Source organism: Mumia quercus (assembly GCF_025506335.1).
Lineage (GTDB): Bacteria > Actinomycetota > Actinomycetes > Propionibacteriales > Nocardioidaceae > Mumia > Mumia quercus.
In genome coordinates, this window is sequence record NZ_JANZYO010000006.1 from 162,017 (window position 1) to 187,765 (window position 25,749).

General features: G+C 72.3%; 22 protein-coding genes. 15 read left to right on the forward strand and 7 right to left on the reverse strand.

The genetic code is table 11. The features are described from left to right. Window positions 1–35: 35 nt before the first annotated feature. Entirely contained in the window at window positions 36–764 is a 729-nt protein-coding gene (locus NYZ95_RS15395) for a ferritin-like fold-containing protein (protein WP_262852206.1), read from the forward strand. Window positions 765–795: 31 nt separating this feature from the next. Here the strand turns inward: NYZ95_RS15395 and NYZ95_RS15400 are convergent, their stop codons facing one another. Both NYZ95_RS15400 and NYZ95_RS15405 read right to left on the reverse strand, forming a co-directional pair. Continuing rightward, window positions 796–1,020 carry a DUF3107 domain-containing protein gene (locus NYZ95_RS15400; protein WP_262852207.1) on the reverse strand — a complete coding sequence of 75 codons (225 nt, stop codon included), beginning with the start codon at window positions 1,018–1,020 and terminating at the stop codon, window positions 796–798. 113 nt (window positions 1,021–1,133) lie between these two features. Further along, a complete protein-coding gene (locus NYZ95_RS15405; protein ID WP_372500495.1) occupies window positions 1,134–1,769 on the reverse strand; it encodes a TetR/AcrR family transcriptional regulator in 636 nt (211 codons plus the stop codon). Window positions 1,770–2,019: 250 nt separating this feature from the next. Here NYZ95_RS15405 and moeZ point away from each other — a divergent pair, with 250 nt between their 5' ends. The 6 genes from moeZ (at window position 2,020) to nudC (ending at window position 12,334) form a co-directional block, all read left to right on the forward strand. Further along, window positions 2,020–3,195 carry an adenylyltransferase/sulfurtransferase MoeZ gene (gene moeZ / locus NYZ95_RS15410; protein WP_262852209.1) on the forward strand — a complete coding sequence of 392 codons (1,176 nt, stop codon included), beginning with the start codon at window positions 2,020–2,022 and terminating at the stop codon, window positions 3,193–3,195. Between the two features lie 155 nt (window positions 3,196–3,350). Next, complete coding sequence (locus NYZ95_RS15415; RefSeq protein ID WP_262852210.1) at window positions 3,351–4,322, forward strand: type IV toxin-antitoxin system AbiEi family antitoxin domain-containing protein; 972 nt, start codon at window positions 3,351–3,353, stop codon at window positions 4,320–4,322. A gap of 126 nt (window positions 4,323–4,448) precedes the next feature. Next, on the forward strand, window positions 4,449–4,802 hold the full coding sequence (locus NYZ95_RS15420) for an MGMT family protein (protein WP_262852211.1): 354 nt from the start codon (window positions 4,449–4,451) through the stop codon (window positions 4,800–4,802). A gap of 12 nt (window positions 4,803–4,814) precedes the next feature. Next, the gene (locus tag NYZ95_RS15425; protein ID WP_262852212.1) at window positions 4,815–8,192 is read left to right on the forward strand and encodes an ATP-dependent helicase; all 3,378 of its coding nucleotides are present in this window, start codon (window positions 4,815–4,817) and stop codon (window positions 8,190–8,192) included. Continuing rightward, entirely contained in the window at window positions 8,189–11,437 is a 3,249-nt protein-coding gene (locus NYZ95_RS15430) for an ATP-dependent helicase (RefSeq protein WP_262852213.1), read from the forward strand. Before NYZ95_RS15425 ends, NYZ95_RS15430 begins: the two co-directional genes overlap by 4 nt. A 24-nt stretch (window positions 11,438–11,461) precedes the next feature. Next, window positions 11,462–12,334, forward strand: a complete 873-nt coding sequence (gene nudC / locus NYZ95_RS15435) for an NAD(+) diphosphatase (RefSeq protein WP_262852214.1) — start codon at window positions 11,462–11,464, stop codon at window positions 12,332–12,334. A gap of 6 nt (window positions 12,335–12,340) precedes the next feature. On the opposite strand, the gene NYZ95_RS15440 is transcribed toward nudC, so the two are convergent. Beyond that, entirely contained in the window at window positions 12,341–12,595 is a 255-nt protein-coding gene (locus tag NYZ95_RS15440; protein WP_262852215.1) for a mycoredoxin, read from the reverse strand. A gap of 203 nt (window positions 12,596–12,798) precedes the next feature. On the opposite strand from NYZ95_RS15440, the gene NYZ95_RS15445 reads away from it, so the two are divergent. Together NYZ95_RS15445 and NYZ95_RS15450 are read left to right on the forward strand one after the other, a co-directional pair. Continuing rightward, window positions 12,799–14,904 carry an ATP-dependent DNA helicase UvrD2 gene (locus NYZ95_RS15445; RefSeq protein WP_262852216.1) on the forward strand — a complete coding sequence of 702 codons (2,106 nt, stop codon included), beginning with the start codon at window positions 12,799–12,801 and terminating at the stop codon, window positions 14,902–14,904. Between the two features lie 362 nt (window positions 14,905–15,266). Then, window positions 15,267–15,536: a WhiB family transcriptional regulator gene (locus NYZ95_RS15450; protein WP_262852217.1), complete on the forward strand. Its 270-nt coding sequence runs from the start codon at window positions 15,267–15,269 to the stop codon at window positions 15,534–15,536. Window positions 15,537–15,722: 186 nt separating this feature from the next. Here NYZ95_RS15450 and NYZ95_RS15455 read toward each other — a convergent pair whose 3' ends face one another. Next, complete coding sequence (locus tag NYZ95_RS15455; protein WP_262852218.1) at window positions 15,723–17,072, reverse strand: ABC1 kinase family protein; 1,350 nt, start codon at window positions 17,070–17,072, stop codon at window positions 15,723–15,725. Next, on the reverse strand, window positions 17,069–18,025 hold the full coding sequence (locus tag NYZ95_RS15460; protein WP_262852219.1) for a hypothetical protein: 957 nt from the start codon (window positions 18,023–18,025) through the stop codon (window positions 17,069–17,071). Before NYZ95_RS15460 ends, NYZ95_RS15455 begins: the two co-directional genes overlap by 4 nt. 420 nt (window positions 18,026–18,445) lie before the next feature. On the opposite strand from NYZ95_RS15460, the gene NYZ95_RS15465 reads away from it, so the two are divergent. Next, window positions 18,446–19,012 carry a M48 metallopeptidase family protein gene (locus NYZ95_RS15465; protein ID WP_262852220.1) on the forward strand — a complete coding sequence of 189 codons (567 nt, stop codon included), beginning with the start codon at window positions 18,446–18,448 and terminating at the stop codon, window positions 19,010–19,012. A gap of 91 nt (window positions 19,013–19,103) precedes the next feature. Further along, window positions 19,104–21,005, forward strand: a complete 1,902-nt coding sequence (locus tag NYZ95_RS15470; RefSeq protein WP_262852221.1) for a bifunctional metallophosphatase/5'-nucleotidase — start codon at window positions 19,104–19,106, stop codon at window positions 21,003–21,005. Window positions 21,006–21,111: 106 nt separating this feature from the next. Here the strand turns inward: NYZ95_RS15470 and NYZ95_RS15475 are convergent, their stop codons facing one another. Further along, window positions 21,112–21,660, reverse strand: coding sequence for an NUDIX hydrolase (locus tag NYZ95_RS15475; RefSeq protein WP_262852222.1), 549 nt, complete (start codon window positions 21,658–21,660; stop codon window positions 21,112–21,114). Next, the gene (locus NYZ95_RS15480; RefSeq protein WP_262852223.1) at window positions 21,657–23,129 is read right to left on the reverse strand and encodes a zinc-dependent metalloprotease; all 1,473 of its coding nucleotides are present in this window, start codon (window positions 23,127–23,129) and stop codon (window positions 21,657–21,659) included. The genes NYZ95_RS15475 and NYZ95_RS15480 overlap by 4 nt, the downstream gene beginning before the upstream one ends. A 48-nt stretch (window positions 23,130–23,177) precedes the next feature. Between NYZ95_RS15480 and NYZ95_RS15485 the strand changes: the two genes are divergently transcribed. From NYZ95_RS15485 to NYZ95_RS15500, 4 genes are all read left to right on the forward strand, one after another. After that, window positions 23,178–23,603, forward strand: a complete 426-nt coding sequence (locus tag NYZ95_RS15485; protein ID WP_262852224.1) for a molybdenum cofactor biosynthesis protein MoaE — start codon at window positions 23,178–23,180, stop codon at window positions 23,601–23,603. 323 nt (window positions 23,604–23,926) lie between these two features. Continuing rightward, window positions 23,927–24,166, forward strand: a complete 240-nt coding sequence (locus NYZ95_RS15490) for a hypothetical protein (RefSeq protein ID WP_262852225.1) — start codon at window positions 23,927–23,929, stop codon at window positions 24,164–24,166. Continuing rightward, window positions 24,163–25,212: a YlbL family protein gene (locus tag NYZ95_RS15495; RefSeq protein ID WP_262852226.1), complete on the forward strand. Its 1,050-nt coding sequence runs from the start codon at window positions 24,163–24,165 to the stop codon at window positions 25,210–25,212. Before NYZ95_RS15490 ends, NYZ95_RS15495 begins: the two co-directional genes overlap by 4 nt. After that, window positions 25,203–25,724 (forward strand): PPA1309 family protein, encoded by a 522-nt coding sequence (locus NYZ95_RS15500; protein WP_262852227.1) that lies wholly within the window; start codon window positions 25,203–25,205, stop codon window positions 25,722–25,724. Before NYZ95_RS15495 ends, NYZ95_RS15500 begins: the two co-directional genes overlap by 10 nt. The last annotated feature ends 25 nt before the right edge of the window (window positions 25,725–25,749 follow it).

Below are 25,749 nucleotides of genomic sequence, written 5' to 3' on the forward strand. Positions count from 1 at the left end.
GGCTCGCCCCGGACGGGGGTGGCTACGCTTCGCGTATGGCCGATTCGACGAGTTCTCCCGACCCTGACGTTCCCGCTGCCGAGACGCCGCTCCTGGACGGCGACCCGCTCTACCGCGAGGGCGTCACGGAGCTGCTCGGCGTCATCGCGTACGGCGAGCTGTCGGCGTTCGAGCGGCTCGCGGAGGACGCCTCGCTCGCACCGACGCTGCGGGACAAGGCCGAGCTGGCGCAGATGGCGAACGTCGAGCTGTCGCACTTCCTCGGTCTGCGCGACCGTCTCGCGGCCCTCGGGATCGACCCGTACGAGGCGATGGCGCCGTTCGAGGAGTCGTTCTCGCGCTTCCACGCCCAGACCGCGCCGTCGGACTGGCTGGAGGGCCTCGTGAAGGCGTACGTCGGGGACGGGCTGGCCGCCGACTTCTACCGCGAGATCGCCGCGTACCTCGACGTCGACACGCGTGCGCTGGTGCTCGAGAGCCTGGCGGGCACCGGCGACTCGGCGTTCGTCGTGACGCGCGTGCGCGAAGCGATCGCCGCCGATCCGAGGGTCGGGGGCCGGCTCGCCCTGTGGGGGCGGCGGCTGATGGGGGAGGCGCTCAGCCAGGCGCAGCTGGTGGCGGCCGAGCATGACGGTCTCACCGCGGTGCTGGTCGGGGGTGTCGACCGGGGGACCGGGATGGACCTTGCCGCCATCGGGCGGATGTTCGCGCGGATGACCGAGAACCACGCGGCGCGGATGGCCGAGCTCGGACTCGACTCCTGAGCCCGGCCCTCCGCCGTCGGACCGTGGCGGTCTAGGACTCGCCGAAGCCGACCCGGCGGACGCCGTCGCCGGAGAACTCGAGGTAGAGCACCTTCTCCACCGGCACCACGACGCTGCGTCCGCGGTCGTCGGACAACGCCAGGAGACCATCTCCGGCGCCTGCGTCCTTGAAGGCCTGCAGGACCGCGTCCTGGCTCTCCTTGGTCTCCAGCGACAGCTCGCGCGGGCTGTGCTGGACGCCGATGCGTACCTCCACGTCGTGCCTCTCTTCTTCGTCACGGATGCGCGCACCGGAGCCGGGGCGCAGGTTCACGCTATCTCGGGTCGTCACGGACGATCACGCGCGTTCGCTGCGCGCGTACGGAGGGCTCAGCCGAGCTCGGGCTCGTCCGTACGGGGGAATCCGCCGATGCCGCGCCACGACAGCGCGCTCACCATCGCGACGGCGTCGTCCTTCGAGAGCGCAGAGCCCTGGTCGAGCCAGTAGCGGGCACCGACGTGGGCCATCCCGACGAGGCTGACCGCGAGCAGCTCGGCGGCGACCTCGGGGAGGCCCGTGTCGTCGTGGATCACCGCGGCCACCGCCGAGGCGGTCTCGGTGTTGACCCGGTCGACGCGGCGGCGCACCTCGGGCTCGTTGGTGATGTCGGACTCGAACACCAGCCGGAACGCGGCCTGGTCGCTGGCGACGTAGCTGTAGAACACGTCGATCGTCGCCTGCACGCGCGCCTTGTTGTCGTCGGTGGACGCGAGGGCGTCGCGCACCGCGTCGACGACCGTGTCGCAGGCGGAGTCGAGAAGGGCGAGGTAGAGCTCGAGCTTGCCCGGGAAGTGCTGGTAGAGGACCGGCTTGCTGACCCCGGCCCGCTCGGCGATGTCGTCCATCGCGGCCGCGTGGTAGCCGTTGTCGACGAAGATCTCGCGGGCAGCCTCGAGGAGTTGTGCTCGTCGGGCGCTGCGGGGGAGACGGCCGCCTCGTGGGCGAGATGTCGTGGTGTCGGTCACGCCCATGATGGTATATCGGGCCTACTTGCCGGTACGGGTGGCGCGCGTGGGGACGTCCGGAACCGGCCGCGCGGGCGGGGCGGGTCCGGGTCGGGTCCGCAGAGCAAGACGGGTGTCCGACGGTCGGGACGCGCGAGGCATCATGGACGACGCAGAGCCCCACGGGAACACCGCGCCACCGCACGGTGTTGACGACTTCTACGGGGCACTCGCCCCGTACCGACTGCACCGCACCGACCGAGGAGACGTCGTGGCACTAGCACCCCTGGTCGAGCCCGCTGACGAGCTGACCGTCGACGAGGTTCGCCGCTACAGCCGGCACCTGATCATCCCCGACGTCGGGATGGCCGGCCAGAAGCGCCTCAAGAACGCCAAGGTCCTCGTGATCGGCGCCGGCGGGCTCGGCAGCCCTGCGCTGCTGTACCTCGCGGCTGCCGGCGTCGGCACCCTCGGCATCATCGACTTCGACACCGTCGACGAGTCCAACCTCCAGCGCCAGGTGATTCACGGCCAGAGCGACGTCGGCAAGTCCAAGGCCCTGTCGGCCAAGGAGTCGGTCGCCGAGATCAACCCGTACGTGAACGTGATCCTCCACGAGGAGCGTCTCGACGTCGACAACGTGCTGGACATCTTCTCCGGCTACGACCTGATCCTCGACGGCACCGACAACTTCGCCACGCGCTACCTCGTCAACGACGCGGCCGTGATCCTCGGCAAGCCGTACGTGTGGGGCTCGATCTACCGCTTCGAGGGCCAGGTGTCGGTCTTCTGGGCGCAGGAGGGACCGCAGTACCGCGACCTCTACCCCGAGCCGCCGCCGCCGGGCATGGTGCCGTCGTGCGCCGAGGGCGGCGTGCTGGGCGTGCTCTGCGCGTCGATCGGCTCGGTCATGGTCAACGAGGCCATCAAGCTGATCACCGGCATCGGTGACCCGCTCGTCGGTCGCCTGCTGGTCTTCGACGCGCTCGAGATGCGCTGGACCGAGCTCAAGATCCGTCGCGACCCGAACGCCGAGCCGCCGACGGCGCTGCTCGAGGACTACGAGGCGTTCTGCGGGGTGCTGTCGGACGAGGCCGCCGACGCCGCCGCGGACTCGACGATCTCCGTGACCACGCTCGCGGGCTGGCTCAAGGAGCGCGAGGAGGGCTCGCGCGACTTCGTCCTCGTCGACGTGCGCGAGCCGAACGAGTACGAGATCAACAAGATCCCGGGCTCGGTCCTCATCCCGAAGGGCGAGTTCCTCGCCGGCACCGCGCTCGAGAAGCTGCCGCAGGACAAGCAGGTGGTCCTCCAGTGCAAGTCCGGCGCCCGCTCGGCCGAGGTGCTCGCGATCGTCAAGGGTGCGGGTCTCGAGGACGCCGTCCACGTCGGTGGTGGCGTCGTCGCCTGGGTGAACCAGATCGACCCCTCCCAGCCCTCGTACTGAGTCCGTCCCACTGGGGTACCCCAGCCGAAGCGCACTGACCCGACTGTCCGCAGTCGGGTCAGTGTCGTTCCGCTCGGGTACCCCACCCATGGGTGCGCGGACGTTGTCCACAGGCGCTGCGGTCGGCCCTTCCCCGGCACCCGTACGGTCGGCCAGTGTTCTCCGGCATGGACGACCTGCGGATCCTGGCCGAAGCCCGCGGTGGAGGCTTCACCACCGCCGATGCCACGAGCGTCGGGGTGGGGAGCCGTCTTCTCAGTGCCGCGGTGCAGCGGCGGGAGCTGGTCCGCCTCCGGCGCGGAGGGTACGCCTTCGCCGACACGTATCTTCGGCTGAGCCCGGAGCAGCGCTTCCTCGTACGGGCGCGGCTGGAGGCCGACCTCAACCCGGGTCGCGTGGCGCTCTCCCATCGCGCAGCCGCACTCGAGCACGGTCTGCCGCTCGTCGACCACGATCTCCGGCTCGTCGACCTGGCCCGCCTCGACCGGCAGTCCGGTCGGAAGACGTCGACCGCCCGCCATCACGAGACCGTCACCGCGCGCGAGCTGGTGGAGATCGGCGGACGAGCCGTCAGTGCGCTGCCGTGGGCCGTCTGGGAGGCGGGGACCTGCGCCGGACCCGCGAGTGCGCTCGTCCTCGTCGACGCCGCGCTGCACAGCGGCAACACGGACGTGGAGGAGCTGAGGCGCGTCGGTGAGCACTTCGCCCACGTCAAGGGCTCACCGGCGGTGAGGACGGCGCTCGCGCTCGCCGATCCCAAGGCCGAGTCGCCTGGCGAGTCGCTGACGCGCTGGCTGTGCCACGTGTTCAGGCTGCCGATGCCCGACTCGCAGGTCGAGATCGTCGACGCGAGCGGGCGGCTGATCGGTCGGGTCGACTTCGCGTGGGAGGAGTTCCGCCACGTGGTCGAGTTCGACGGCAAGATCAAGTACGGACGCGGCTTCGACCCGAAGAAGACGCCGGAGCAGATCGTCATGGACGAGCGCGCCCGCGAGACGGCGATCTGCCGGCAGCGCTGGGGCATGACGCGGCTGGTCTGGTCGCAGGTGCACCCGCCGGCCGAGGCGACCGCGCGGCATCTGCACGACGAGATGATCTGGTCGCGTCGTCGTTACCTCGGGCGTTGATCGCCGCGCCGCGTGCGGCTCCCGCTCGGGTACCCGAGCGAAGCAGCACTGACCCGAGTGTGCACGGTCGGGTCAGTGCGGGCCCGTTGGGGTACCCGAGGGGCGGGCGCGTGCGAGGGTGGGGGCGTGAGTGCGAGCGGGCCCGAGGAGGCGGAGGACGCCGAGGCGTACGCGGAGGCCGTCCTGCGGATCGCCGAGCAGATCCCGCCAGGACGCGTCGTCTCGTACGGCCAGGTGGCGGCGGCGCTGGAGCGCGGAGGGCCCCGCCAGGTGGGCAAGGTGATGGCGACGTACGGCGCGGCGGTGCCGTGGTGGCGGGTGATCCGCGCCGACGGGACGCTCGCCGAACCCCTGCGCGGACGTGCCCGCGAGCACTACCTCGAAGAGGGCACGCCGATGCGCAGCAGGCTCGACGAACAGGTCCGCGTCGACATGCGCGCCGCGGCGTACGAGATCCCGAGAACTGTCGGTCCGCTCTGATCGAATAGCCCTATGACGGTCCGCCCCCGGCCGCCGGCGTACGTGCCGGTGCCGCCGCCCGCAGAGCGCGCTCCCGCGCCTGCGCTCGACCCGCACCAGCAGGCGGTCGTCGACCATCCGGGCGGTCCGCTTCTCGTCCTCGCGGGCCCCGGCACGGGCAAGACGACGACGCTCGTCGAGACCGTGGTCGACCGCATCGAGCGCCACGGGCTGGCTCCCGAGGAGGTGCTCGTCCTCACCTTCAGCCGCAAGGCCGCCGAGGAGCTGCGGCACCGAGTCGCCGCCCGCCTCGACCGTACGGTCGCCGCGCCGCTCGCCACCACGTTCCACTCGTTCTGCTACGGGCTGGTGCGCGAGTTCCAGGACCCCAAGAGCTACTCCGAGCCGCTCCAGCTGCTGTCGGCTTCGGAGTCCGACACGCGCATCCGGGAGCTGGTCGTTGGCGGGCTGGACGACCGTACGGTGGCGTGGCCGGCGCGGCTCGCTCCGGCCCTGCGGACCCGGGGCTTCGCCGTCGAGCTCGAGCGCCTGATGGCCCGGACGCGGGCGCTGGGGCTCGACCCCGTCGACCTCGCGGCGGCGGGTGCGGCGGCCGGCCGTACGGACTGGCAGGCCGCGGCGTACTTCTTCGAGGAGTACCTCGACGTCCTCGACGCCCAGAACTACATCGACTACGCCGAGCTGGTCCACCGAGCCGGTCTCGTGGTCGCGGACCCGGAGCACCAGCCCGGGCTGCGTGAGCGGTTCCGCTTCGTCATCGTCGACGAGTACCAGGACACCGACCCCGCTCAGGTCGCGCTGCTGCGAGGGCTGGCCGGCGACGGAGGCGACCTGGTCGTGGTCGGTGACCCGGACCAGGCGATCTACGCGTTCCGGGGCGCCGACGTCTCCGGCATCCTCGGGTTCCCCGAGCAGTTCCCGACGCGCGGCGGCGCACCCGCGCCTGTGCTCTCGCTGCGCAGCACCCGGCGCTTCGGCCCGCAGATCCTGGGCGCCTCGCGTGCGGTCGCCGAGCGCATCCCGCTGGGGCCGCTGGCCGTGCGGGCGCGCGGGTTCCGCTCCCCGCAGCCCGCGCCGGGCAACGAGGACGACGAGGTCTGGGTGAGGACGTTCGCCGATCCCGCGGCGGAGGCCGACCACATCGCGCTGATGCTGCGGCGTGCCCATCTCGAGGAGGGCATCGACTGGGACGCGATGGCGGTGCTGGTGCGTTCGGGGTCGGCGATGCCGCGCCTGCAGCGTGCGCTGACCGCGGCGGGTGTCCCGGTGGAGGTGGCCGGCGCCGAGGTGCCGCTGCGGACGGAGCCGTCGGTGGGAGCGCTCCTGGGCGCGACCCGGCTCGCGCTGACCCTCGCCGAGGGCGACGTGCCCGACCCGGAGACCGTCGAGCGCTTCCTCACGGGTCCGCTCGGCGACCTCGACGGTGCTGAGCTGCGGATCCTCTGCCAGCGCCTGCGTCGTCTGGACGCCGTCGACGAGGACGGGACGCGTCGCGCGCCCCGCGGCTCGGCGGAGCTCCTCGTCGCGCTCGCGCAGGAGCCGATGCTCGTCGCGCCCCTCGTCGACCCGTCCGGGCGCGGCGGGCGTGCCGCCGACATCGCGCGCCGCGCGCACCGCGCAGTGTCCTTGATCGCGGAGGCCGCGCGGCTCGTCGCCGAGCAGGCGTCGCCCGAGCACGTGCTCTGGACCCTCTGGAAGGGCACGGGGTGGGAGCGTCGGCTCCTCGCGGCCGTGGACGCCGGAGGGGACGACGCGCTCGCCGCCCACCGCGACCTCGACGCCGTCGTCGCGCTCTTCTCGCTCGCGAGCCGTGCCGAGGAGAGCCAGCGACGCCAGCGTGTCGCGGCGTTCGTCGAGGAGGTCGCGCGGCACGAGATCCCTGCCGACACCCTGGCGGAGCGCGGCCAGCGAGGCGCAGCCGTCCGCCTGCTCACCGCCCACCGCTCCAAGGGACTCGAGTGGGACCTCGTCGTCGTCGCCGGCGTCCAGGACGGCACGTGGCCCGATGCCCGTCACCGCGGGACGCTGCTCGCGGCCGAGCGGCTCGCCGCGGCCGAGACCACCACCCCGTACGCCACCACCCCGTACGGACTCCCCGGCGGCAGCGCGACCCGCGGCGACGTCCGTGCTGCTCCGACGACCGCCGAGCTGGTCGCCGACGAGCGGCGCCTCTTCTACGTGGCGCTGACGCGGGCGCGTCGTCGGCTGGTCGTGACGGCGGTCGAGAGCACCGATCCTGACGGTGACCAGCCGTCGCCGTTCCTCGCCGACGTGGCACGTCACGCGACCCACGTCTCGTCGCGGCCCGAGCGCCGTCCGCGCCGCGGCATGTCGCTGCGCGGGGTGATCGCCGAGCTGCGCGAGCTCGCCACGTACGGCCCCGAGCCGGCGGTCCGGGAGGCCGCGGCTCGACGCCTCGCGAGGCTGAGCACGAGCGGCGTGGAGGCCGCGGCCGCCGCCGATCCCGAGCAGTGGTGGGGGCTGCGTGAGGTGACGCGGTCACCCGAGCCCGTACGCCCGGTCGACGAGCCGGTCATGCTCTCCGGCAGCTCGCTCGACGGCGTCGTCTCGTGCCCGTTGTCGTGGTTCCTCTCCCACGAGGCCAAGGGGGAGACGGTCAGCTCGTCCGCGCAGGGCTTCGGTCTGCTCGTCCACGCGCTCGCCGCCGACGTCGTCCGCAGCGGCGCGGCCGCCGATCCCGCGGGGCTCGACGCGACACTCGACGCGGTCTGGGACCGCCTCGGCTACGCCGCGCCGTGGGTCGCCCAGCGCGAGCGGGAGGAGGCGCGGGCGGCGATCGGACGCTTCGCGACGTGGCACGCCGAGCAGGAGGCCGCCGGGCAGCGCCGCCCGCTCGCCGCGGAGCACGCGTTCTCCGTGACGTTCGGCGTCGACGGCGACAAGGTGACGTTGCGCGGCTCGATGGACCGCGTCGAGGTCGACGCCGCCGGGCTGGTGCACGTGGTCGACTTCAAGACGGGCAAGCACGCCCCTTCCGGGAGCGAGATTGCCGAGCACGCGCAGCTCGGCGTCTACCAGGTCGCGGTCGAGGAGGGTGCCGTCGACGAGCTCGTCGGGCGCAGCGCCCGCAGCGGCGGTGCCGAGCTGGTCCAGCTTCGGGTCGCCGAGTCGGCCAAGCGCCCGGAGAGCCCCAAGGTCCAGCCGCAGGACGGTCCGGGCGACGAGCCGTTCTTCGCCTACCGCGCGCTGTCCGACGCCGTCCGTACGATCCGTACGGAGCAGTGGGTCGCGACCCCCAGCCCGAAGGCGTGCCAGTTCTGCACGTTCGCCCGGGTGTGCCCGGCGAAGACGGAGGGCGCGTCGGTCCTCGACACGGTCGCGCCCGGCGCCGCGGCGGCCGGGTGCACCCCCGAGGAAGAGGCCTCGTGAGCGACGCTGCGACGCTGCCGCTGCTGATCCGTGACGCCGACCATCTGCGCGAGGTCCTCGGCATCCCCTTCTCGGCGGAGCAGATGGCCGCGATCCAGGCACCGACCGACCGGCCGAGCGCGATCATCGCGGGCGCCGGGTCGGGCAAGACGACCGTGATGGCGGCCCGTGTCGTGTGGCTCGTCGGGCACGAGGGCGTCCTCCCGGGCTCGGTCCTCGGACTCACGTTCACCAACAAGGCCGCCGCCGAGCTGGCGCACCGCGTCCGGCAGGCGCTCGACACGCTCGCGCGCGACGCGGGCGTCCCTGACCTGCTCGAGCGCCACGGCACGCCGACCGTGTCGACCTACCACGCGTACGCCGGCACGCTCATCAGCGAGTACGGCCTGCTGCTCGGGTTCGAGCCGGACCTGCGGATCACGACCGATGCCTCGCGCTTCCAGCGGGCGTTCCGTGCGATCGCCTCGTACCCGGGGCCGCTCGCGCACGCGACGACCTCGCTGCCCGACCTTGTGGGGCAGGTGCTCGGTCTCGACGGCCAGATGGCCGAGCACCTCGTGACGCCCGACGAGGTGCGTCGGTGCGACGCCGAGCTGCGCGTCGACGTGGAGCGCGCGATCGTCGAGACGAAGCGGCTCAAGCTTCACGACGAGCTGACCGCCACGACGCGTCGGCGCGACGAGCTGGTGTCGCTGGTCGAGCGTTATCGCGACGCCAAGGCCGAGGCGGGCGTCGTGGACTTCTCCGACCAGATGGAGCGCGGTGCCAGGCTCGCGGTGGAGTGCCCCGAGGTGTCCCGCTCGCAGCGGGAGCGGTTCTCGGTCGTGCTCCTCGACGAGTACCAGGACACCTCCGTCGCGCAGCGCGACATGCTGCAGGGCCTGTTCTCGGGTGAGGCGGGGGAGGGTCTCGGCCACTGCGTCACCGCGGTCGGCGACCCGTGCCAGGGCATCTACGGGTGGCGGGGCGCGGCGGCGAGCAACCTCACGGCGTTCCTCGACGACTTCCCGGCCGACCCGGACCGCGCCGCAGAGGGAAGCCTGTTCCACCTGCGCGTCAACCGCCGCAGCCGTGCCGAGATCCTCGACGTCGCCAACCGGGTGGCCGCGCCGTACTACCAGGTCACCGAGGTCGTACGCCCGCTCGTGCCGGCCGACGGCACGGAGGGTGGCACCGTGCGTGCCGCGCTGCACGAGACGGTCGTGGACGAGATCGCGTGGCTCGTCGACGAGGTGGTCGCCGCGCACGAGGGGCGTGACGGTGAGCCGACGTCGTGGTCCGAGATCGCGGTGCTGGTCCGGACCCGGTCGGAGATCCCGTCGCTCGTCGCGGCCCTGCGCGGGCGCGGCGTCCCCGTCGAGGTCGTCGGCCTGGCGGGTCTGCTGAGCCAGCCAGAGGTCTCCGACGTCGTCTCCGCCCTGCGCGTGCTCGCCGACCAGACCGCCAACGCATCCCTGCTGCGCCTGCTGACGGGCCCGCGGTGGCGCATCGGGCCGCGCGACCTCGCGCTGCTGGGCAGGCGCGCCCGCATGCTGGTGGGCGCGGTCCACGACGTCGAGGGCGAGACGCTGGCCGAGGAGCTGGAGCGGTCCGTCCGCGGTACCGACCCCTCCGAGGTCGTCTCGCTCGCCGACGCCGTCGACAGCCCTGACGACGACCGCCTCCGCCTCCCGTACTCCGCCGAGGCCCGCGCCCGCTTCGCCGAGCTCTCCCGCCTGCTCCGAGGGCTGCGCCGGCGCGCCGGAGGATCGCCCGCCGACCTCCTGCGGCAGGTCGTGGCTGCGCTCGGGATCGACGTCGAGCTCGCGTCGACGCCCGGATGGGCCGCGCAGGTCGCGCAGGACAACCTCGCGCGGCTGCACGACGTGGTCTCCGACTTCGTCGCCAACGACCCGTCGGCGTCGCTGTCTGCCGTGCTGGCCTACCTCGATGCGGAGGAGCGGTTCAACGACGGCCTGGAGGTGGCCTCTCCGTCCGACGCCGACTCGGTCAAGCTCCTCACGGTCCACACCGCCAAGGGGCTGGAGTGGGACGCGGTCTTCGTCCCGTTCCTCACCGCCGACGTCTTCCCGTCCCCGCGCTCGCGCCCGGCTTGGACGAGCGTCGCCCACGCCCTGCCGCACGACCTGCGCGGCGACGGCGCCGAGCTCCCGGTGATGGAGGAGATGAGCCGCGCCGGCGACAAGGACTTCCGGGCGGCGATGCGAGCCGACGCCCAGATGGAGGAGGTACGCCTCGGGTACGTCGCCTTCACCCGGGCCCGCCGGCTCCTGGTGACGAGTGCCAGCCGGTGGAGCCGTACGCGCCAGAAGCCGTCGGAGCCCAGCCCGTTCCTCGAGACCGTCGTGACCTGGCTGCGCGGCCGAGGCGACGAGCCCGAGCTCTGGACGCCGGCGCCCGACGACGACGCCACCAACCCGCTGCGCGGTCGGACCGAGTCCGTCGCCTGGCCAGTCGAGCCGGACGCGGACGAGCTCGCGCGGCGCCGGGAAGCCGCGGCACTCGTCCGCCGCCTCGCGGCCGAGCCCGAGCCCGAGCTCGAGGTCGCCGGCACGGAGGCTGACGTCCTCGCCCCCGACGTCGCCGCGCGTCTGGCCGTCCTCGACGAGGAGATCGAGCGTCTCCTTGCCGAGGCGCGCCGCGAGCGCGCCGAGACGATCGAGGTCCCGCTGCCGCCCCACCTGTCGGCGACCTCGCTGATCGCGCTCGACAAGGACCCTGCCGCGTTCGCCCGCAGCCTCGCGCGCCCGCTCCCGCGGCCGCCTGCGCCATCTGCGCGTTTCGGCACGCGCTTCCACGCGTGGGTCGAGGCGCACTTCTCCCAGCAGAGCCTCCTCGGTGACGACGAGCTTCCGGGCCGTGACGAGACCGACATCGACGACGAGCTCGAGCTCGCGGAGGTCATCCGGGCCTTCGAGTCCGGGCCGATGGGTGACCGCGTGCCGTACGCGATCGAGGAACCGTTCACGCTGCGGCTCGGCGGCCAGCTCGTGAACGGCAGGATCGATGCGGTCTACCGGACCCCGGACGGCTTCGAGGTCGTCGACTGGAAGACGAGTCGCACCGCCACCGCCGACCCGCTCCAGCTCGCGGTCTACCGGGTGGCGTGGGCCGAGAAGCACGGCATCGCTCTCGAGCGCGTGACCGCGTCGTTCCACTACGTCCGGCTCGGCACGACGGTCCGCCACGACGACCTGCCCGACCGCGCCACGCTCGAGGCCCTCGTACGCCGCGGCGCGTCGTGAGCGCGGCGGCGTAGGCTCGGCGCCGTGGCTGAGGGATTCACGTTCGCCGACGGCGCGTACAACCGGCACTCCGAGCGGCGCGTGGACGACGCGTTCATGGATGCGCTCTGGTCCGACCCGACGACCCCGGTGCTGGTCGTGGGCGGCGAGCACCTGGCCGCGGACGACGACGGGCTCGTGTGGCGCAGCCCCGGCGAGGTGCCCGACGGGGATCGTCTCTACCTCGGCACGGTGGAAGGCGTCGAGCACGCGGCCGTGATGGTACGCCGCGTGCCGGAGCCGAGCCGTCCGCTGCGGGCGGTGGCGACCTCGCTTCCCCTCGCGCAGGCGCGCCTGGCGGTCCACGCCGTGGGGGTGGCCCAGTGGCACCGGACCCACCCGCGGTGCGCCCGCTGCGGAGCGCCGACCGACGTCGTCGACGGGGGACACGTGCGACGGTGCCCCGAGTGCGGCGCGCAGCACTTCCCGCGTACCGACCCGGCCGTCATCATGCTCATCACCGACGACGCCGACCGCGCCCTGCTGGGCCGACGGCCCGACTGGCCGCCGAACCGCTACTCGACGCTCGCGGGGTTCGTCGAGCCGGGGGAGTCCCTCGAGGACGCCGTCCGTCGGGAGACGATGGAGGAGACCGCCGTCGAGGTCGCAGAGGTGAGGTACGCGGCGAGCCAGCCGTGGCCGTTCCCGTCGAGCCTGATGCTCGGCTTCTTCGGGCGCGCGCGGACCACTCGGATCACCGTCGACGGCACGGAGACCGCCGACGCACGCTGGTTCGGCCGAGACGAGGTCACCCGGATGACCGCGTCAGGCGAGCTGGAGCTCCCGGGGTCGCTGTCGATCTCGCGCTGGTTGATCGAGCGCTGGCACGGCGGCCTCGTCCACGGGGAGTGGCGGTGACGCGCCTCAGACGTTCAGCGCCGCCAGCTGGGCCTTGACCTGCGCGACCGAGGGGTTGGTGAGGGCGGACCCGTCGGCGAACACCAGCGTCGGCACCGTCTGGTTGCCCCCGTTGGCCTGCTCCACGAGGAAGGCGGCGTCCTCGTTCTGCTCGATGTCGACCTCGTCGAACACGATGCCTTCGCGCTCGAGCTGGCTCTTGAGCCGCTTGCAGTATCCGCACCAGGGCGTCGAGTACATCGTGAAGCTGCCGGTGGGCATCGCGGGGTTCTCCTCTGTCGTACGGAACGGCGGGCTCGGACGTGGACGTCGTGGACGGCAGACGCGCCCGCTGCCAGCAACAGTACGGGAGCGCCGACAATTCCCGCCGCGCACGGGCGAGCCTGTGAGCGGCCGGCGAACGTGTCGTCCTCCCCAACTACGCTGAACCTCAGCCCGCTTTGACCCCGATCTCGAGGAGACACGTGCCGTCCGCCGACAGCCTGCTCGACGCCCTCGACCCCGAGCAGCGCGAGGTCGCTCTCGCTCTGCGCGGTCCGGTCTGCGTGATCGCGGGTGCCGGGACGGGCAAGACGCGGGCGATCACCCACCGCATCGCGTACGGGGCGGCGACCGGCGTCTACAAGCCGACGGAGGTCCTCGCGGTCACGTTCACCGCGCGCGCCGCCGGCGAGATGCGCGGCCGGCTGCGCCAGCTCGGTGCCGAGGGGGTGCAGGCGCGGACGTTCCACGCCGCCGCCCTGCGCCAGCTGGGCTACTTCTGGCCGCGTCTGTACGGCAACGGGCTGCCCGACCTGGTGGCGTCCAAGATCCCGCTGGTCGCTGAGGCGGCGAAGCGGTGCCGCGTCCAGACCGACTCCGCGCTGCTGCGTGACCTCGCTGCCGAGATCGAGTGGGCCAAGGTGTCCAACGTTCGCCCCGACGACTACCCGCGCATCGCGCCCGGTCTCCACCGTGGCCTCGATGCCGTCGACGACGCGACGGTGTCGCACGTCATGGCGGCGTACGAGGAGGTCAAGCGCGACCGCGGCCGCATGGACATGGAGGACATCCTCCTCTGCACGGTCTCGATGCTCGCCGAGCACGAGCGGGTCGCGGCCGAGATCCGCCGCCAGTACCGCTGGCTCGTCGTCGACGAGTACCAGGACGTCAACCCGCTCCAGGCGGCGCTCCTCGAGCAGTGGCTCGGTGGCCGCGACGACATCTGCGTGGTCGGCGACCCACTGCAGACCATCTACTCGTTCGCCGGCGCCTCGCCCAAGCACCTCAACGAGTTCGCCAAGACCCACCCGGGCGCGCGCAGGATCGAGCTCGTCCGTAACTACCGCTCGACGCCCCAGGTGGTGGCGGCGGCCAACGCCGTGTTCGGCCGGGGACGTCGTGAGGGCGTCGTGCTCCAGGCGCAGCGCGGGCCCGGTCCGGACGTCACCTACACGCCCTACTCCGACGAGGTCGCCGAGGCCGAGTCGGTCGCCGCGCAGATCCTCCAGCTCCGCGAGGGGGGCACGCCGCTGCGCGAGATGGCGATCCTCTTCCGCACCAACGCCCAGTCCGAGGCGTACGAGGAGGCGCTCGCCGCGCGCAACCTCCCGTACGTGGTGCGCGGCGTCGAGCGGTTCTTCGACCGTCCCGAGGTGCGCCAGGCGGTGACGCTGCTGCGGGGACAGGCACGCGGCGGCGACTCCGGTGACGAAGGCCTCGTCCCCGACGTCCGTGCTGTGCTCGCGACGATGGGCTACACCGAGACCGCGCCGACGTCGGCAGGCGCCCAGCGCGACCGGTGGGAGTCGTTGCATGCGCTGGTGTCGATGGCGGCCGACCTCGAGGCGGCGCAACCCGGCGCCGACCTGGCGGCGCTCGTCGACGACCTCGACCGCCGCGCGAAGCACGCCCACGCGCCGATCGCGGAGGGCGTCACCCTGACGACGCTCCACGCCGCGAAGGGCCTGGAGTGGGATGCGGTGTTCCTCGTCGGCATGCAAGAGGGCACTGTCCCGATCGCGTACGCGACCGACGAGCGCGGGGTCGCCGAGGAGCGGCGCCTCTTCTATGTGGGGGTCACCCGCGCACGCGAGCGCCTCGAGATCTCGTGGTCGCTCGCCCGCAACCCCGGGGGACGGGGGAGCAGGAGGCCGAGCCGGTTCCTCGACGGCCTGCGGCCCGCTGACGCCGAGCCGGCCGGTGGCGGCGCGCGCTCGCGCCGTACGCGCAAGGAGCGCAGCATCGCCCGCTGCCGTACGTGCGACGCCGTCCTCTCGACCGGCGCGGAGCGCAAGCTCGGCCGGTGCCTCGACTGCCCGTCGAGCTACGACGAGGAGCTCTTCGAGCGCCTGCGCGGGTGGCGCAGCGAGCAGGCGTCCGCCCAGAAGGTCCCCGCGTACGTCGTGTTCACCGACGCCACGCTCACCGCGATCGCGGAGGTCCGACCGCGCGAGGCGACCGACCTGCTCAAGGTGCCGGGCGTCGGACGGACCAAGCTGGAGAAGTACGGCGCCGAGGTCCTCGCGCTGTGCGGTGAGACATCCGGTACGGATGACGGCGGCAGGAACTTTTTCGAAACTCGGCATTAATTGGTTTGCGCCCTGTCTCAGGACGGGCGTAGGGTCTTGACTCGTCAGCCCGGATCGACTTGGGAGAGGAGCGTGAACGTGATGGGCAACCTCATCATTACGGCCAACGGCGTCGACGCATGTGGCGTCGCCGTTCGCGCGCGTCTCCTCGGGTGGTTCATGCCGTCCGCGACCGATGCGTCGACGTACGCCGAGAAGCGCCACACCCCGGGATCCCGCCTCAGTCCTGATCCGACCTAGCCGTCGATCAGACGCCACTCAGGCCGCGGAACCCGACCGGGATCCGCGGCCTATCTGTCGTTGCCGGCAGAGACCGCGTTGCCCCACCACCAGCAACCATCTCTCTCAACCCAGGAGAAAACATGACGACCGCCGTGCTCGAGCGCGAGGTTCAGCACACGTCGATCCCGTGTCATACCCACGATCCCGAGCTCTGGTTCGCCGAGACACCGGCAGGTGTCGAGGACGCAAAAGCACTGTGCCTTGAGTGCCCGATCCGTCGCGAGTGCCTGGCAGGTGCACTCGACCGGGGCGAGCCCTGGGGCGTGTGGGGAGGGGAGCTCTTCCTGAAGGGCGCCGTCATCCCGCGCAAGCGGCCGCGGGGACGCCCCCGCAAAGACGCCGTCGCATGACGGCAGCACGACCATGAAGGAGTACCCCGATGATCGACCGCCTCGTACGCGTGGCGTACGGCGCGCGCATCCGGATCGCCCGGATGCTGTAGCACCCGCACCTTCCGCACCTGAGAACGGGCGGCTCTCCGCATCCGCGGGGCGCCGCCCGTTCGGCTTTTGCGCGCGCTCCCGTGCGTACGCGCGTCAGTCGGCGAAGCCGGGCAGGCTCTCCTCGAGGATGCCCCGGAACGGCGCGGTGGCGCCGAGCTGGCTGAGGATCGCGAGTCCCCCGCTCCAGACCCGGTGGATGAGGAGGTACGACGGGGGCAGGTTGATCTTCATCGCCGTGCCGAGGCCTTCGCGGGCGGGGCGGGAGATGCGCTGGACCTGCTCGCGCATCCACTCCCGGTCGAACGTGAACACCTCGTGGCGTGCGGGCTCGACGAACGGCTCGAGGTACGAGCGGATGATCTCCTCGTCGATGCGGACGCCGGGCTTCAGGAAGCCCTCCTCACGCAACCCCTCGACGACGGTCGCGTAGTCGTCGTCCACCGCGGCACGCAGCAGGCGGCCGATCACGGGAGGCAGTCCGCCCGGCACTCGGGCCACCGCGCCGTAGTCCACGACGCCGAGGCGTCCGTCGTCGAGCACGCGGTAGTTGCCGGGGTGCGGATCGGCGTGGAGCATCCCGACCCGGGACGGGCCTGCGAAGAGGAACCGGGCGAACAGCTCGCCGTAGTGGTCGCGTTCGCTCGGTGTCCCGTCGGCGATGATCTGGGCGAGCGAGGCCTTGGACTCCATCCACGTCGTGATGAGGATCGTCTCGGTGTGGGTCACGACCTCGGGCACCACGATCTGGTCGTCGTCGGCGAACGCCTCCGCGAACGCCCGCTGCGCCTGGGCCTCGAGGGCGTAGTCGAGCTCCTCGCGGACCCGCTCGGCGAGCTCGTCGGCCAGCGGCTTGACGTCGATCGAGGGGAACGCCACGGCGAACATCCGGCTGAGGCGTCCGATCTGGCGGAGATCGGACCGCATGGCGGCTGCGGCGCCCGGATACTGCACCTTCACGGCCACCTCGCGGCCGTCGAACCACCGCCCGCGGTGAACCTGGCCGATCGAGGCCGCCGCGGCGGGCGTGTCGTCGAGCTCGACGAGCTGCTCGCGCCACTTCGGGCCGAGCTCGCCGGCGAAGATGCGGTGGACGGTCGCCGTCGGCATCGGCGGGGCGTCGTCCTGGAGCCGTACGAAGGCGTCGCGGTAGGGCTCGATGAGCTCGGGCGGCATTGCGGCCTCGTACACGCTCATGGCCTGCCCGAACTTCATGGCGCCGCCCTTGAGCTCACCGAGGACGGCGAAGATCTGCTCTGCGGTCCGGATCTGCACCTCGGTCAGGACGGCGTTGGCTGGGGCACCGACCAGGCGACGGCCCACGCCCATGGTCGTCCGCCCGGCGAAACCGATCGGGAGCGACGCCAGCTTCGCGGCTCGGGTGAAGGCCCCGCGCGGGACCGCAGTGTCTCGGTGGTCGGACTTGTCGGCGCCGCCGTCACTCATGCCGTCATTCTGACACCCCGCACCACGCCGCCGCTCCCGTCGACGTCGCCCGTCTCGGTGGCGAGGATCTGGCACGGGCAGTCGGGGTGGAGCGCCACCGGGTGGTACGTGGGTGCGCCTCCGCTCGTGGTGACGACGGCGACGGCTCCCTCGGCGGCGGCGGGGAGGCGGTCGGCGTACGCGAGCACCTGGGTCGCGACGTGCAGGGCCAGGGCGTACCCGCCGATCGCGTCCCAGCCGTGGGGGTGCAGCGGCGAGCTGCGGGCGAGGGGCCGGCTGAGCTGCTCCAGGACGAACGGCCAGGAGGGCTCACCGCCCGTACGGTCGAGGTCGTCGCAGCGTACGCATGGCGAGGTGCCGGGACGGACGAGCGGTCCGATCCGGGCCCCTTCGCACTCCGTGACGACGGGGAGGTGCGCGACTCCGGCTCCGGAGAGGACGTCGAAGGCCTCGCGTGGGCACGGCCCGCTCGACAGCACGACGACGAGCGTGGGAGCGGCCACGGGGCCGATCGTGGCGTTCAGCCCGGACTCGCTGAGGACGCGGTGCAGCCGTGCGGCGAGCGGTCGGCTCGCGACGTCGGTGACGATCTCCACCGACGATGACGCACGCGCGCGCAGCCGTTCGGCGAGCACGGCCGGTGGTGCGTTCTCGGCGGCGAGGGCCCGTGCCTCGGTGGTCAGCGCCTCGCCGCCGACGTCGTCCCACTGGCTGGCGTCGAGGAGGGCGCCGCACGCGTGCAGGCGGGCCGCCGCCTCGGTGATCTCGGGGAGCGGCAGGCGGGCGACGGTGGCCAGCGTGAGGAGGTCGCGGGTGCCGTCGGCCAGCCGGAGGACGGCCGCGGTGCCCGGTAGATCGGGGACCTGGACGGTGCACCCGGGCAGCGTGCCCACCTGCAGGGTGCGGGCGCTGCGGCGGACGACGGTCGTGCCGGGACGGAGCAAGGGCTTCATCGGGGGGCTCCTCGGGCGTGGTGGGCGAGGGGGTCGGTCCACCCTGCCCGAGGAACGCGTGGCGGAGAGGACGTCGTCCACAGACTCCACCGCTCAGATCGGTCCCGGCCGGACTCGCCGCCTGCCTTCCCCTTGCGGACGCCGCGCCCGGCCAGGACCTCCTCTGCCTCCTCACGCTAAGCGGCTCCTCGAGCAGTCGGCAATCCTGGGCCGGCAGGTGTTGTCCACCCCTGTGGAAAACGTTGGGGAAAGGATGTGGGAACCGCCGGGGAACCCTGTGGAGATCTTGGGGAGGACCGGTGGACGAGCGGGCACGGCCGCGGCAGACGCGCGCCGGAGGGCCCTGTTGACCAGCGCCGATGCGATCGAGGGCTGTGGATGACGAAAAGTACGTCCGGCGCGTCGCTTACGGTGGACCCCATGAGTGCGCCCCTCGATCCCTCTCGCGCGGTCGTCCGCCCCACCGGACGCAGCGCGCCCGAGGTGGAGATCCGGCGGAGCCGGCGGCGGCGCAAGTCGGTCCAGGCGTACCGTGACGGCGCCCGGATCGTCGTCCTGATGCCGGCCGGGCTCACCCGCGCTGAGGAGCAGGTCTGGGTCGACACGATGGTCGCCAAGGTCGAGGGCCGAGAGCGGCGCGTGCGACCAGACGACGAGGGTCTCCACGCGCGCGCCGTCGAGCTGAGCAGGCGCTTCCTCGACGGCGCCGCCGAGCCCACGAGCGTCCGCTGGGTCGACAACCAGCGCCGCCGGTGGGGCTCGTGCACGCCCGAGGACGGCACGATCCGGCTCTCGAGCCGCCTCCAGGACCTTCCTGACTGGGTCGTCGACTACGTGCTCGTCCACGAGCTCGCCCACCTTCTCGTGCCGCACCACGGCCCGGAGTTCTGGGCGCACGTCGAGCGCTACCCCCGTACGGAGCGGGCTCGCGGGTTCCTCGAGGGTGTCGTCGTCGGAGCCGGCTGGAAGGACCTGCCCGAAGTCTGACCAGATGCCGTCACGTTCTGCCGAGGCGCTCGCGCGTGCCGAGGAGTAACGATGGTGAGGTCACGAGGCACCATTCCCCGGAGGAGCGCCGATGAACGCGCAGCACACGCCTGAAGACTCCATCCCGTCCACGCCGTCGCACCCGGTCCGCCGTCGGACCGTGCTCACCGGCTCCGCGGCGGCTGCCGCGCTCGCTGCTGCCGGGTACGCCGCGCCTCCTGCCGCCGCGCACAGCAAGGGCCACGGGCACGGGCACGGGCACGGGCACGGGTCGGGCGACACTGCGACCTTCACGATCCTCGGGACGACCGACCTGCACGGCAACGTCTTCAACTGGGACTACTTCAAGGACGCGGAATACACCGACTCCGCCCAGAACGACATCGGCCTCGCCAAGATCTCGACGCTGGTCGACGCCATGCGCGAGGGCCACGCGTACCCGTGCCCGCTGCTCATCGACGCTGGCGACACCCTCCAGGGCACGTCTCTGGCGTACTACTACGCCAAGGTCGAGCCGATCGGCCGCCGCGTCGTCCACCCGATGGCGCGCGCGATGAACGCGATCGGCTACGACGCCGCCGCTCTGGGCAACCACGAGTTCAACTACGGCATCCCGCTGCTGCGCACCTTCGAGCGGCAGTGCGACTTCCCGCTGCTCGGCGCCAACGCCCACGACGCGGCGACCGGCCTGCCGGTGTTCCCGCCGTTCGTGATCAAGCGCGTACGCGTCGGCCGGCACATCGTCCGCGTCGGCATCCTCGGGCTGACCAACCCCGGCATCGCCATCTGGGACAAGGCGAACGTCGAGGGCAGGATGGTCTTCCCGGGCCTCGTCGAGGTCGCGAAGCACTGGGTCCCGAAGATGCGCAAGGCCGGAGCGGATGTCGTCATCGTCTCCGCACACTCCGGGGCCGACACCTCGTCCTCGTACGGCGACGCGCTGCCGTACCCGGAGAACGCCTCGACCCTCGTCGCCGAGGAGGTCCCCGGCATCGACGCGATCCTCGTGGGCCACGCGCACGTCGAGATCGGTCAGCGGGTCATCACCAACAAGCAGACCCGCCGGCCGGTCGTCCTCACCGAACCGTTGCGGTGGGGGATGCGCCTGTCCGCGATCGACGTGACGGTCCGACGCAGGCGACGCGGGCCCGGGTACGAGGTCGTGGGCGTCACGTCGCAGGTCCTCAACGCCAACACGGTCGACGAGGACCCCCGGATCGTGAAGCTGCTCCAGGCCGACCACGACAAGGTCGTCACGTACGTCAACTCCGTCATCGGCACGTCGCTGGTGGCGATGTCGGCCGCGACCGCGCCGTGGGAGGACGTGGCGGCGCTCGACTTCATCAACTACGTGCAGGCCGACGCGGTCAAGAAGGCGATCGCCGGCACGCCCGAGGCCGACCTCCCGGTGCTGAGCATCGCGGCGCCGTTCAACCGTGCGGCGGCGATCCCGGCGGGGGAGGTCTCCGTACGCGACGTCGCCGGGCTCTACATCTACGACAACACGCTGCTCGGCGTCGTGTTCACCGGTGCCGAGGTCAAGGCGTACCTGGAGTTCTCGGCTCGCTACTTCAAGCCGGTCAGCGGCACCGGACCTTTCCCGTCGAGCGCGGTCACGAACGCGGTCACGGACACGGCACCGAACGGCACGCCGGACTACAACTACGACGTCATGGGTGGGCTCGACGCGCCGCTGACGTACGACATCGACCTGTCGCAGCCGCTCGGCTCCCGGGTCGTCGGGCTCGCGTACGACGGGGCGCCGGTGGCGGCGGACCAGCGGTTCGTCATCGCGATCAACAACTACCGGCAGTCCGGCGGCGGCAACTTCCCGGCCGTGAAGACGGCACCGGTCGTCTACAACGCCCAGGTCGAGATCCGGCAGCTGCTCATCGACTGGGTGAGCGAGGTCGGCACGATCGACCCCGCGCTGTTCGCCTCGGTGGACTGGCGGCTCGTCTACGCCGGCACCCCGATCACCGTCACGCCCTGACCGTTTGCCACGGGCCCGTGGCAAACCGACAGGCCCTCGGCATCTTTGCGGAGGGTGATGCCGTTTGCCACGGGCCCGTGGCAAACGGGAGGTGCCGCGCCAGCGGTCAGGCGGGGCCGGCGAGGCGCGTACGGGCGGCGGCGACGAGCGCCCGGACGGAGTCGTCGGTCTCGGGGAGTGCGTCCACGGGGAACCACGCGAGATCGAGGGACTCCTCGCTGATCGCGTGGACCGCGTCAGGCGGTGCGACCGCGAGCATCTGCACGTCGAGGTGCTCGGCGTCGTCGCGGCCGCCGCACGGCACCGGATGCCGGTCGAGCCGCAGCGGCACCGGGTCCACGAGGAGCCCGGTGATGCCGGACTCCTCGGTCGCCTCGCGCAGCGCAGCCGCCCGTACGGTCGCGTCGGTGTCCTCGCAGTGACCTCCGGTCTGCAGCCAGCGCCGCAACCGGCGGTGCAGCGTCAGCAGGACCTGCGACCCGTCGGCCGAGACCACGAGCGCGCTCGCCGTCAGGTGGTGCGGCAGGCACGTACGCCGCATTGCGTCCGGCGCGGCAGCGAGGTGCGCCACGTACGCGTCGCGCAGCGCCGCCTGCTCCCCGTCGGGAGCAGGCCAGCCGCTGAGCAGCGCGTACGCGTCAGCGTGCAGGCTCACCTGTCGGAGTCGGGACGACGCTCGTCGCCCTCGCCGTCCGAGTCCTCGCGGCTCTCGCCGTCGGTGCCACCCTCCAGCAGGTCCGCGAGGGCCGCGTCGAACGCCGCGTCCGTCCCCGCGTCCTCGGTGTCACGCTCGTCGTACGCGAAGCCGAGCGGGTCGTCGAGATCGGCGGCCGTCGGCATCAGGTCGGGGTGCGACCAGACGGCGTCGCGTGCCGCGGCGCCCTTCTTGTCGCGCAGCGCGGCCCACAGGGCGGAGGCGTCGCGCAACCGCCGCGGCCGCAGCTCCAGTCCGACCAGGGACGCGAACGTCTGCTCGGCGGGACCGCCGGCCGCCCGACGACGACGCATCGCCTCGCGCAGCGCGGGCGCACTCGGCATCCGGCCCTCGGTGGCCTGTGTGACGACCTCGTCGACCCAGCCCTCGACGAAGGCGAGCAGGGCCTCGAGCCGCTTGAGGACCGCCTCCTGCTGAGGGGTGCGCTCCGGCTCGAACAGGCCGCCCTCGAGCGCCTCCTGCGCGGCGGCGAGGTTGGTCGGGTCGAGCCCGGCCATCTTCTGCTCGATGGCGCTGACGTCGATGGTCGTGCCGCGCCCGTACTCCTCGATCGTCGACAGCAGACGCCCGCGCAGCCACGGCGCGTGGGCGAAGAGGCGCTGGTGCGCGCACTCGCGCAGCGCCGCGTACAGGAAGAGGTCGGTGTCGCTCTGGTCGAGACCCTCACCGAACGCCCGGATGTTGGCGGGCAGGAGCGCCGAGACGCCGGCCGGGGCGAGCGGGATGCCGACGTCGGTGCTGGAGAGGACCTCGGTCGCCAGCGTGCCGATGGCCTGCCCGACCTGGGAGCCGAACATCGCGCCGCCGGCCTGGTTGAGGATGCCGACCAGCGGGCCGGCCATCGCCTTGGCCTCCTCCGGGAGCGCGCCCGCCATCGCGGCTACGACGTGCTCGGCGATCGGCTCGACCATCGCGCGCCAGGTCGGCATGGTCGACTCGACCCACTGCGAGCGGCTCCAGGCCGCCGTACGTGTTGCTGCGGCGGGGATGTCGGTCGCGGTGTCGAGCCACACCTCAGCGAGGCGCATGGCGTCGTCGACGGCCGCCGACTCGGTCGCGAGGGGGGACGGGTCCGGCGTGGTGACGACCGTACGGCGCGCGACGTCGGTCGCGAGCTCCCAGTTGACGGCGCCCTCGTGCGGCGCGAACATCCGCTGCATCTGCTGCATCAGGAGGTTCATGTCGGGCATCTGCCCGCCGCTGCCGAACATGTCGCCGAACGCGCCGAACATGCCTTCCATCGGCGTCCCGGCGAACGGGTTGCCGCCCCCGGACGCGCCGCCGCCCTGGGTGGGACCGGGCACCTTGCCGAAGCCGATGCCGAAGTCGGGCGTGCTCGGGTCGTCTCTTCCCTCGCCCTCGGGGTCGTCGGGGAGATCGTCGGGCAGGCGGTCCGGGTCGTCAGGCATGTCTCCAAACGTACCCGCGCCCTCCGATCCGCCCTAGGCTTGTTCGCCATGAGCGATGTGGTCCGGCTGGTCGACGTGCGCGACGAGCCCCTGGACATCTCCGAGGTGTACGAGGCTGTGGCCGACGACGCGGCCGGTGCGGTCGTGCTGTTCGTCGGCGCGGTGCGCGACCACGACGGCGGGCGGGAGGTGGACGGGATCGGCTACTCCGCGCACGCGCGTGTGCTCCCCGTCCTCAAGGACGTCGCCTCCCAGGTGGTTGAGGGCACGCCTGCCCGCGGGGTCGCGGTCGTGCACAGGCTCGGCGACCTCGACGTCGGCGAGCTCGCCGTCGTCGCGGCCGTGTCCGCCTCGCACCGGCCGGAGGCGTTCGAGGTCTGCCGCACGCTCATCGAGCGGCTCAAGGCCGAGGTGCCGATCTGGAAGCACCAGGTGTTCGAGGACGGCACCGACGAGTGGGTCGGGACGCCATAGCCCCGGTGGCTGGTCGAGTAGGGCGGAGCCCGTATCGAGACCCGTGGTCTCGGTTGTGGCTGGTCGAGTAGGGCGGAGCGCTAGCGGAGCCCGTATCGAGACCTGGGGTCTCGATACGTCCTCGCCTAGGGGCTCGGTTGTGGCTGGTCGAGTAGGGCGGAGCGCCAGCGGAGCCCGTATCGAGACCTGGGGTCTCGATACGTCCTCGCCTAGGGGCTCGGACTACTCGACCAGCAAGAGGGGGGCTCGGACTACTCGACCAGCAAAAGTGCTCCCGGGCGCGCTGGCGGCCCTCGTACCGCCTGCCTGCCTAGACTGTGGGCGTGAAGATCCTGTGGTGGCTGGCCGTGCCGCTGGCCGTGACGGCGCTGGCGATGCTGTGGGCCGCCTGGTACGGGCGCTCGCGCGACCGCACCCGCCGCCCCGACGACCCGGCGTACGCGCGGTTCAGCGAGGCGGTGCAGCGTCCGCTGCCGGCCGACGTGGTCCACGCACGGCAGACGCCCCAGCGCAACAACGGCGTCGTCGTCCGCCGCTCCCGTTCGTCCCACGGGGCGCGATGAGCCGGCGCACCTCCACCCTGGCGACTGCCGGGATCCTCGTCGCCGCCCTGATCGCGGTCGCCTTCCTCCTTCCCGTCCCGTACGTGACGATGCGCCCGGGTCCGACGGTCGACGCACTCGGCACGTACGACGACAAGCCGGTGCTGCAGGTCGAGGGCGCGAAGACGTACCCGACGGACGGCGAGATCCGACTCACGACCGTCTCGGTGACGCGCGCCGACTCGCGGGTGAGCCTGCCGCAGGCGGTCATCGCGTACCTCGACCCGGCCGAGGCCGTGGTGCCGCGCGACCTCGTCTACCCCGAGGGGCAGACCGCCGAGCAGGTGCGCGAGGAGAACGCCGCGCAGATGGCGTCCTCGCAGCTGACGTCGGAGGCGGCCGCGCTCACTGCCGCCGGGTACGACGTCACCGAGGTCGTGACCGTCACCGCCGTGGCCGAGGACGGTCCCTCCGAGGGGCGCCTTGAGGCGGGGGACCACCTGCTCTCCGTCAACGGCACGCCTGTCACGGGCACCGACCAGGCGGTGGAGCTGGTGTCGGGTTCGAAGCCGGGCTCGGTGGTCGAGCTGGGGATCCGCCGTGACGGCAAGGAACGGACCGTCGAGGTCACGTCGCAGACCTCGCCCGACGACAGCTCGAAGGCGCGTATCGGGGTCAGCCTCGGCACCGACCTCGAGCTGCCGTTCACCATCAAGAACAACCTGGGCGACTCCATCGGTGGGCCGAGCGCCGGCCTGGTGTTCGCGGTCGCCCTGTACGACAAGCTGACGCCCGGTGAGCTGCTTGACGGCGCCACCGTGGCGGGCACGGGCTCGATCAGCGCCTCCGGCGAGGTCGGGCCGATCGGGGGAGTGCAGCAGAAGCTTGCAGGCGCGTCGGAGGCGGGAGCTACGGTCTTCCTCGTCCCGTCCGGCAACTGCGCCGAGGCCGCCGCAGCCGACGACTTCGGCATGCGTCTGGTCAAGGTGGCGACGTTCGACGACGCCGTGGACGCGCTCGAGAAGCTCTCCGACGACCCGAAGGCCCAGGTACCCACATGCAGCTGACGCCCACCAACCCGCTCCGTGAGACGGCGCTCGAGATCGCAGAGGTCGCGGGCAGCGCTGGCTGGGACCTGCCGCCCCGCCTGTACGCGCTGGTCCGGACGAGCTCGCTGATCTCCGACGAGCCGGCGCTGGCGCGTGAGCTGGGGGTCGGCGAGGACGACGTCGACGACTCCTACACCGCCGTCGAGCAGGACGATCTGCCCGCCGACCGCAGGTTCGAGGACTTCGTCACCGAGATCGTCTGGCCGCCGCAGGTCGACGGGACGGCGGTCGTCCTCGAGCGGCTCATGCTCCCGCCCGACGCCGAGGAGGCCCTGCCCGACGACGAGGCGGAGGTGGTCGACTTCGTCGCCGACCACCCCGACCGCCAGGAGGTGCGCCTCACGGTCGCCGTGACACGTGACGGGCAGGCGCACTGCATCGTGGACGTGAGGGGGAGCGACGAGCTCGCCGAAGGCCCGGATTTGGTCCCCGGACTGGTCGCGATGCTGCGACAGACCCTCGTGGAGTGACCTGTCACACTGGAAGTCCGAGCAT

Excerpts from the sequence above, each read along its gene's own strand:
- NYZ95_RS15395 (WP_262852206.1), top strand. The coding sequence starts at position 36 with ATGGCCGATTCGACGAGTTCTCCCGACCCTGACGTTCCCGCTGCCGAG.
- NYZ95_RS15425 (WP_262852212.1), top strand. The coding sequence starts at position 4,815 with ATGACGGTCCGCCCCCGGCCGCCGGCGTACGTGCCGGTGCCGCCGCCC.
- NYZ95_RS15440 (WP_262852215.1), bottom strand. The coding sequence starts at position 12,595 with ATGCCCACCGGCAGCTTCACGATGTACTCGACGCCCTGGTGCGGATAC.
- NYZ95_RS15450 (WP_262852217.1), top strand. The coding sequence starts at position 15,267 with ATGACGACCGCCGTGCTCGAGCGCGAGGTTCAGCACACGTCGATCCCG.
- NYZ95_RS15455 (WP_262852218.1), bottom strand. The coding sequence starts at position 17,072 with ATGAGTGACGGCGGCGCCGACAAGTCCGACCACCGAGACACTGCGGTC.
- NYZ95_RS15460 (WP_262852219.1), bottom strand. The coding sequence starts at position 18,025 with ATGAAGCCCTTGCTCCGTCCCGGCACGACCGTCGTCCGCCGCAGCGCC.
- NYZ95_RS15465 (WP_262852220.1), top strand. The coding sequence starts at position 18,446 with ATGAGTGCGCCCCTCGATCCCTCTCGCGCGGTCGTCCGCCCCACCGGA.
- NYZ95_RS15470 (WP_262852221.1), top strand. The coding sequence starts at position 19,104 with ATGAACGCGCAGCACACGCCTGAAGACTCCATCCCGTCCACGCCGTCG.
- NYZ95_RS15480 (WP_262852223.1), bottom strand. The coding sequence starts at position 23,129 with ATGCCTGACGACCCGGACCGCCTGCCCGACGATCTCCCCGACGACCCC.
- NYZ95_RS15485 (WP_262852224.1), top strand. The coding sequence starts at position 23,178 with ATGAGCGATGTGGTCCGGCTGGTCGACGTGCGCGACGAGCCCCTGGAC.
- NYZ95_RS15495 (WP_262852226.1), top strand. The coding sequence starts at position 24,163 with ATGAGCCGGCGCACCTCCACCCTGGCGACTGCCGGGATCCTCGTCGCC.
- NYZ95_RS15500 (WP_262852227.1), top strand. The coding sequence starts at position 25,203 with ATGCAGCTGACGCCCACCAACCCGCTCCGTGAGACGGCGCTCGAGATC.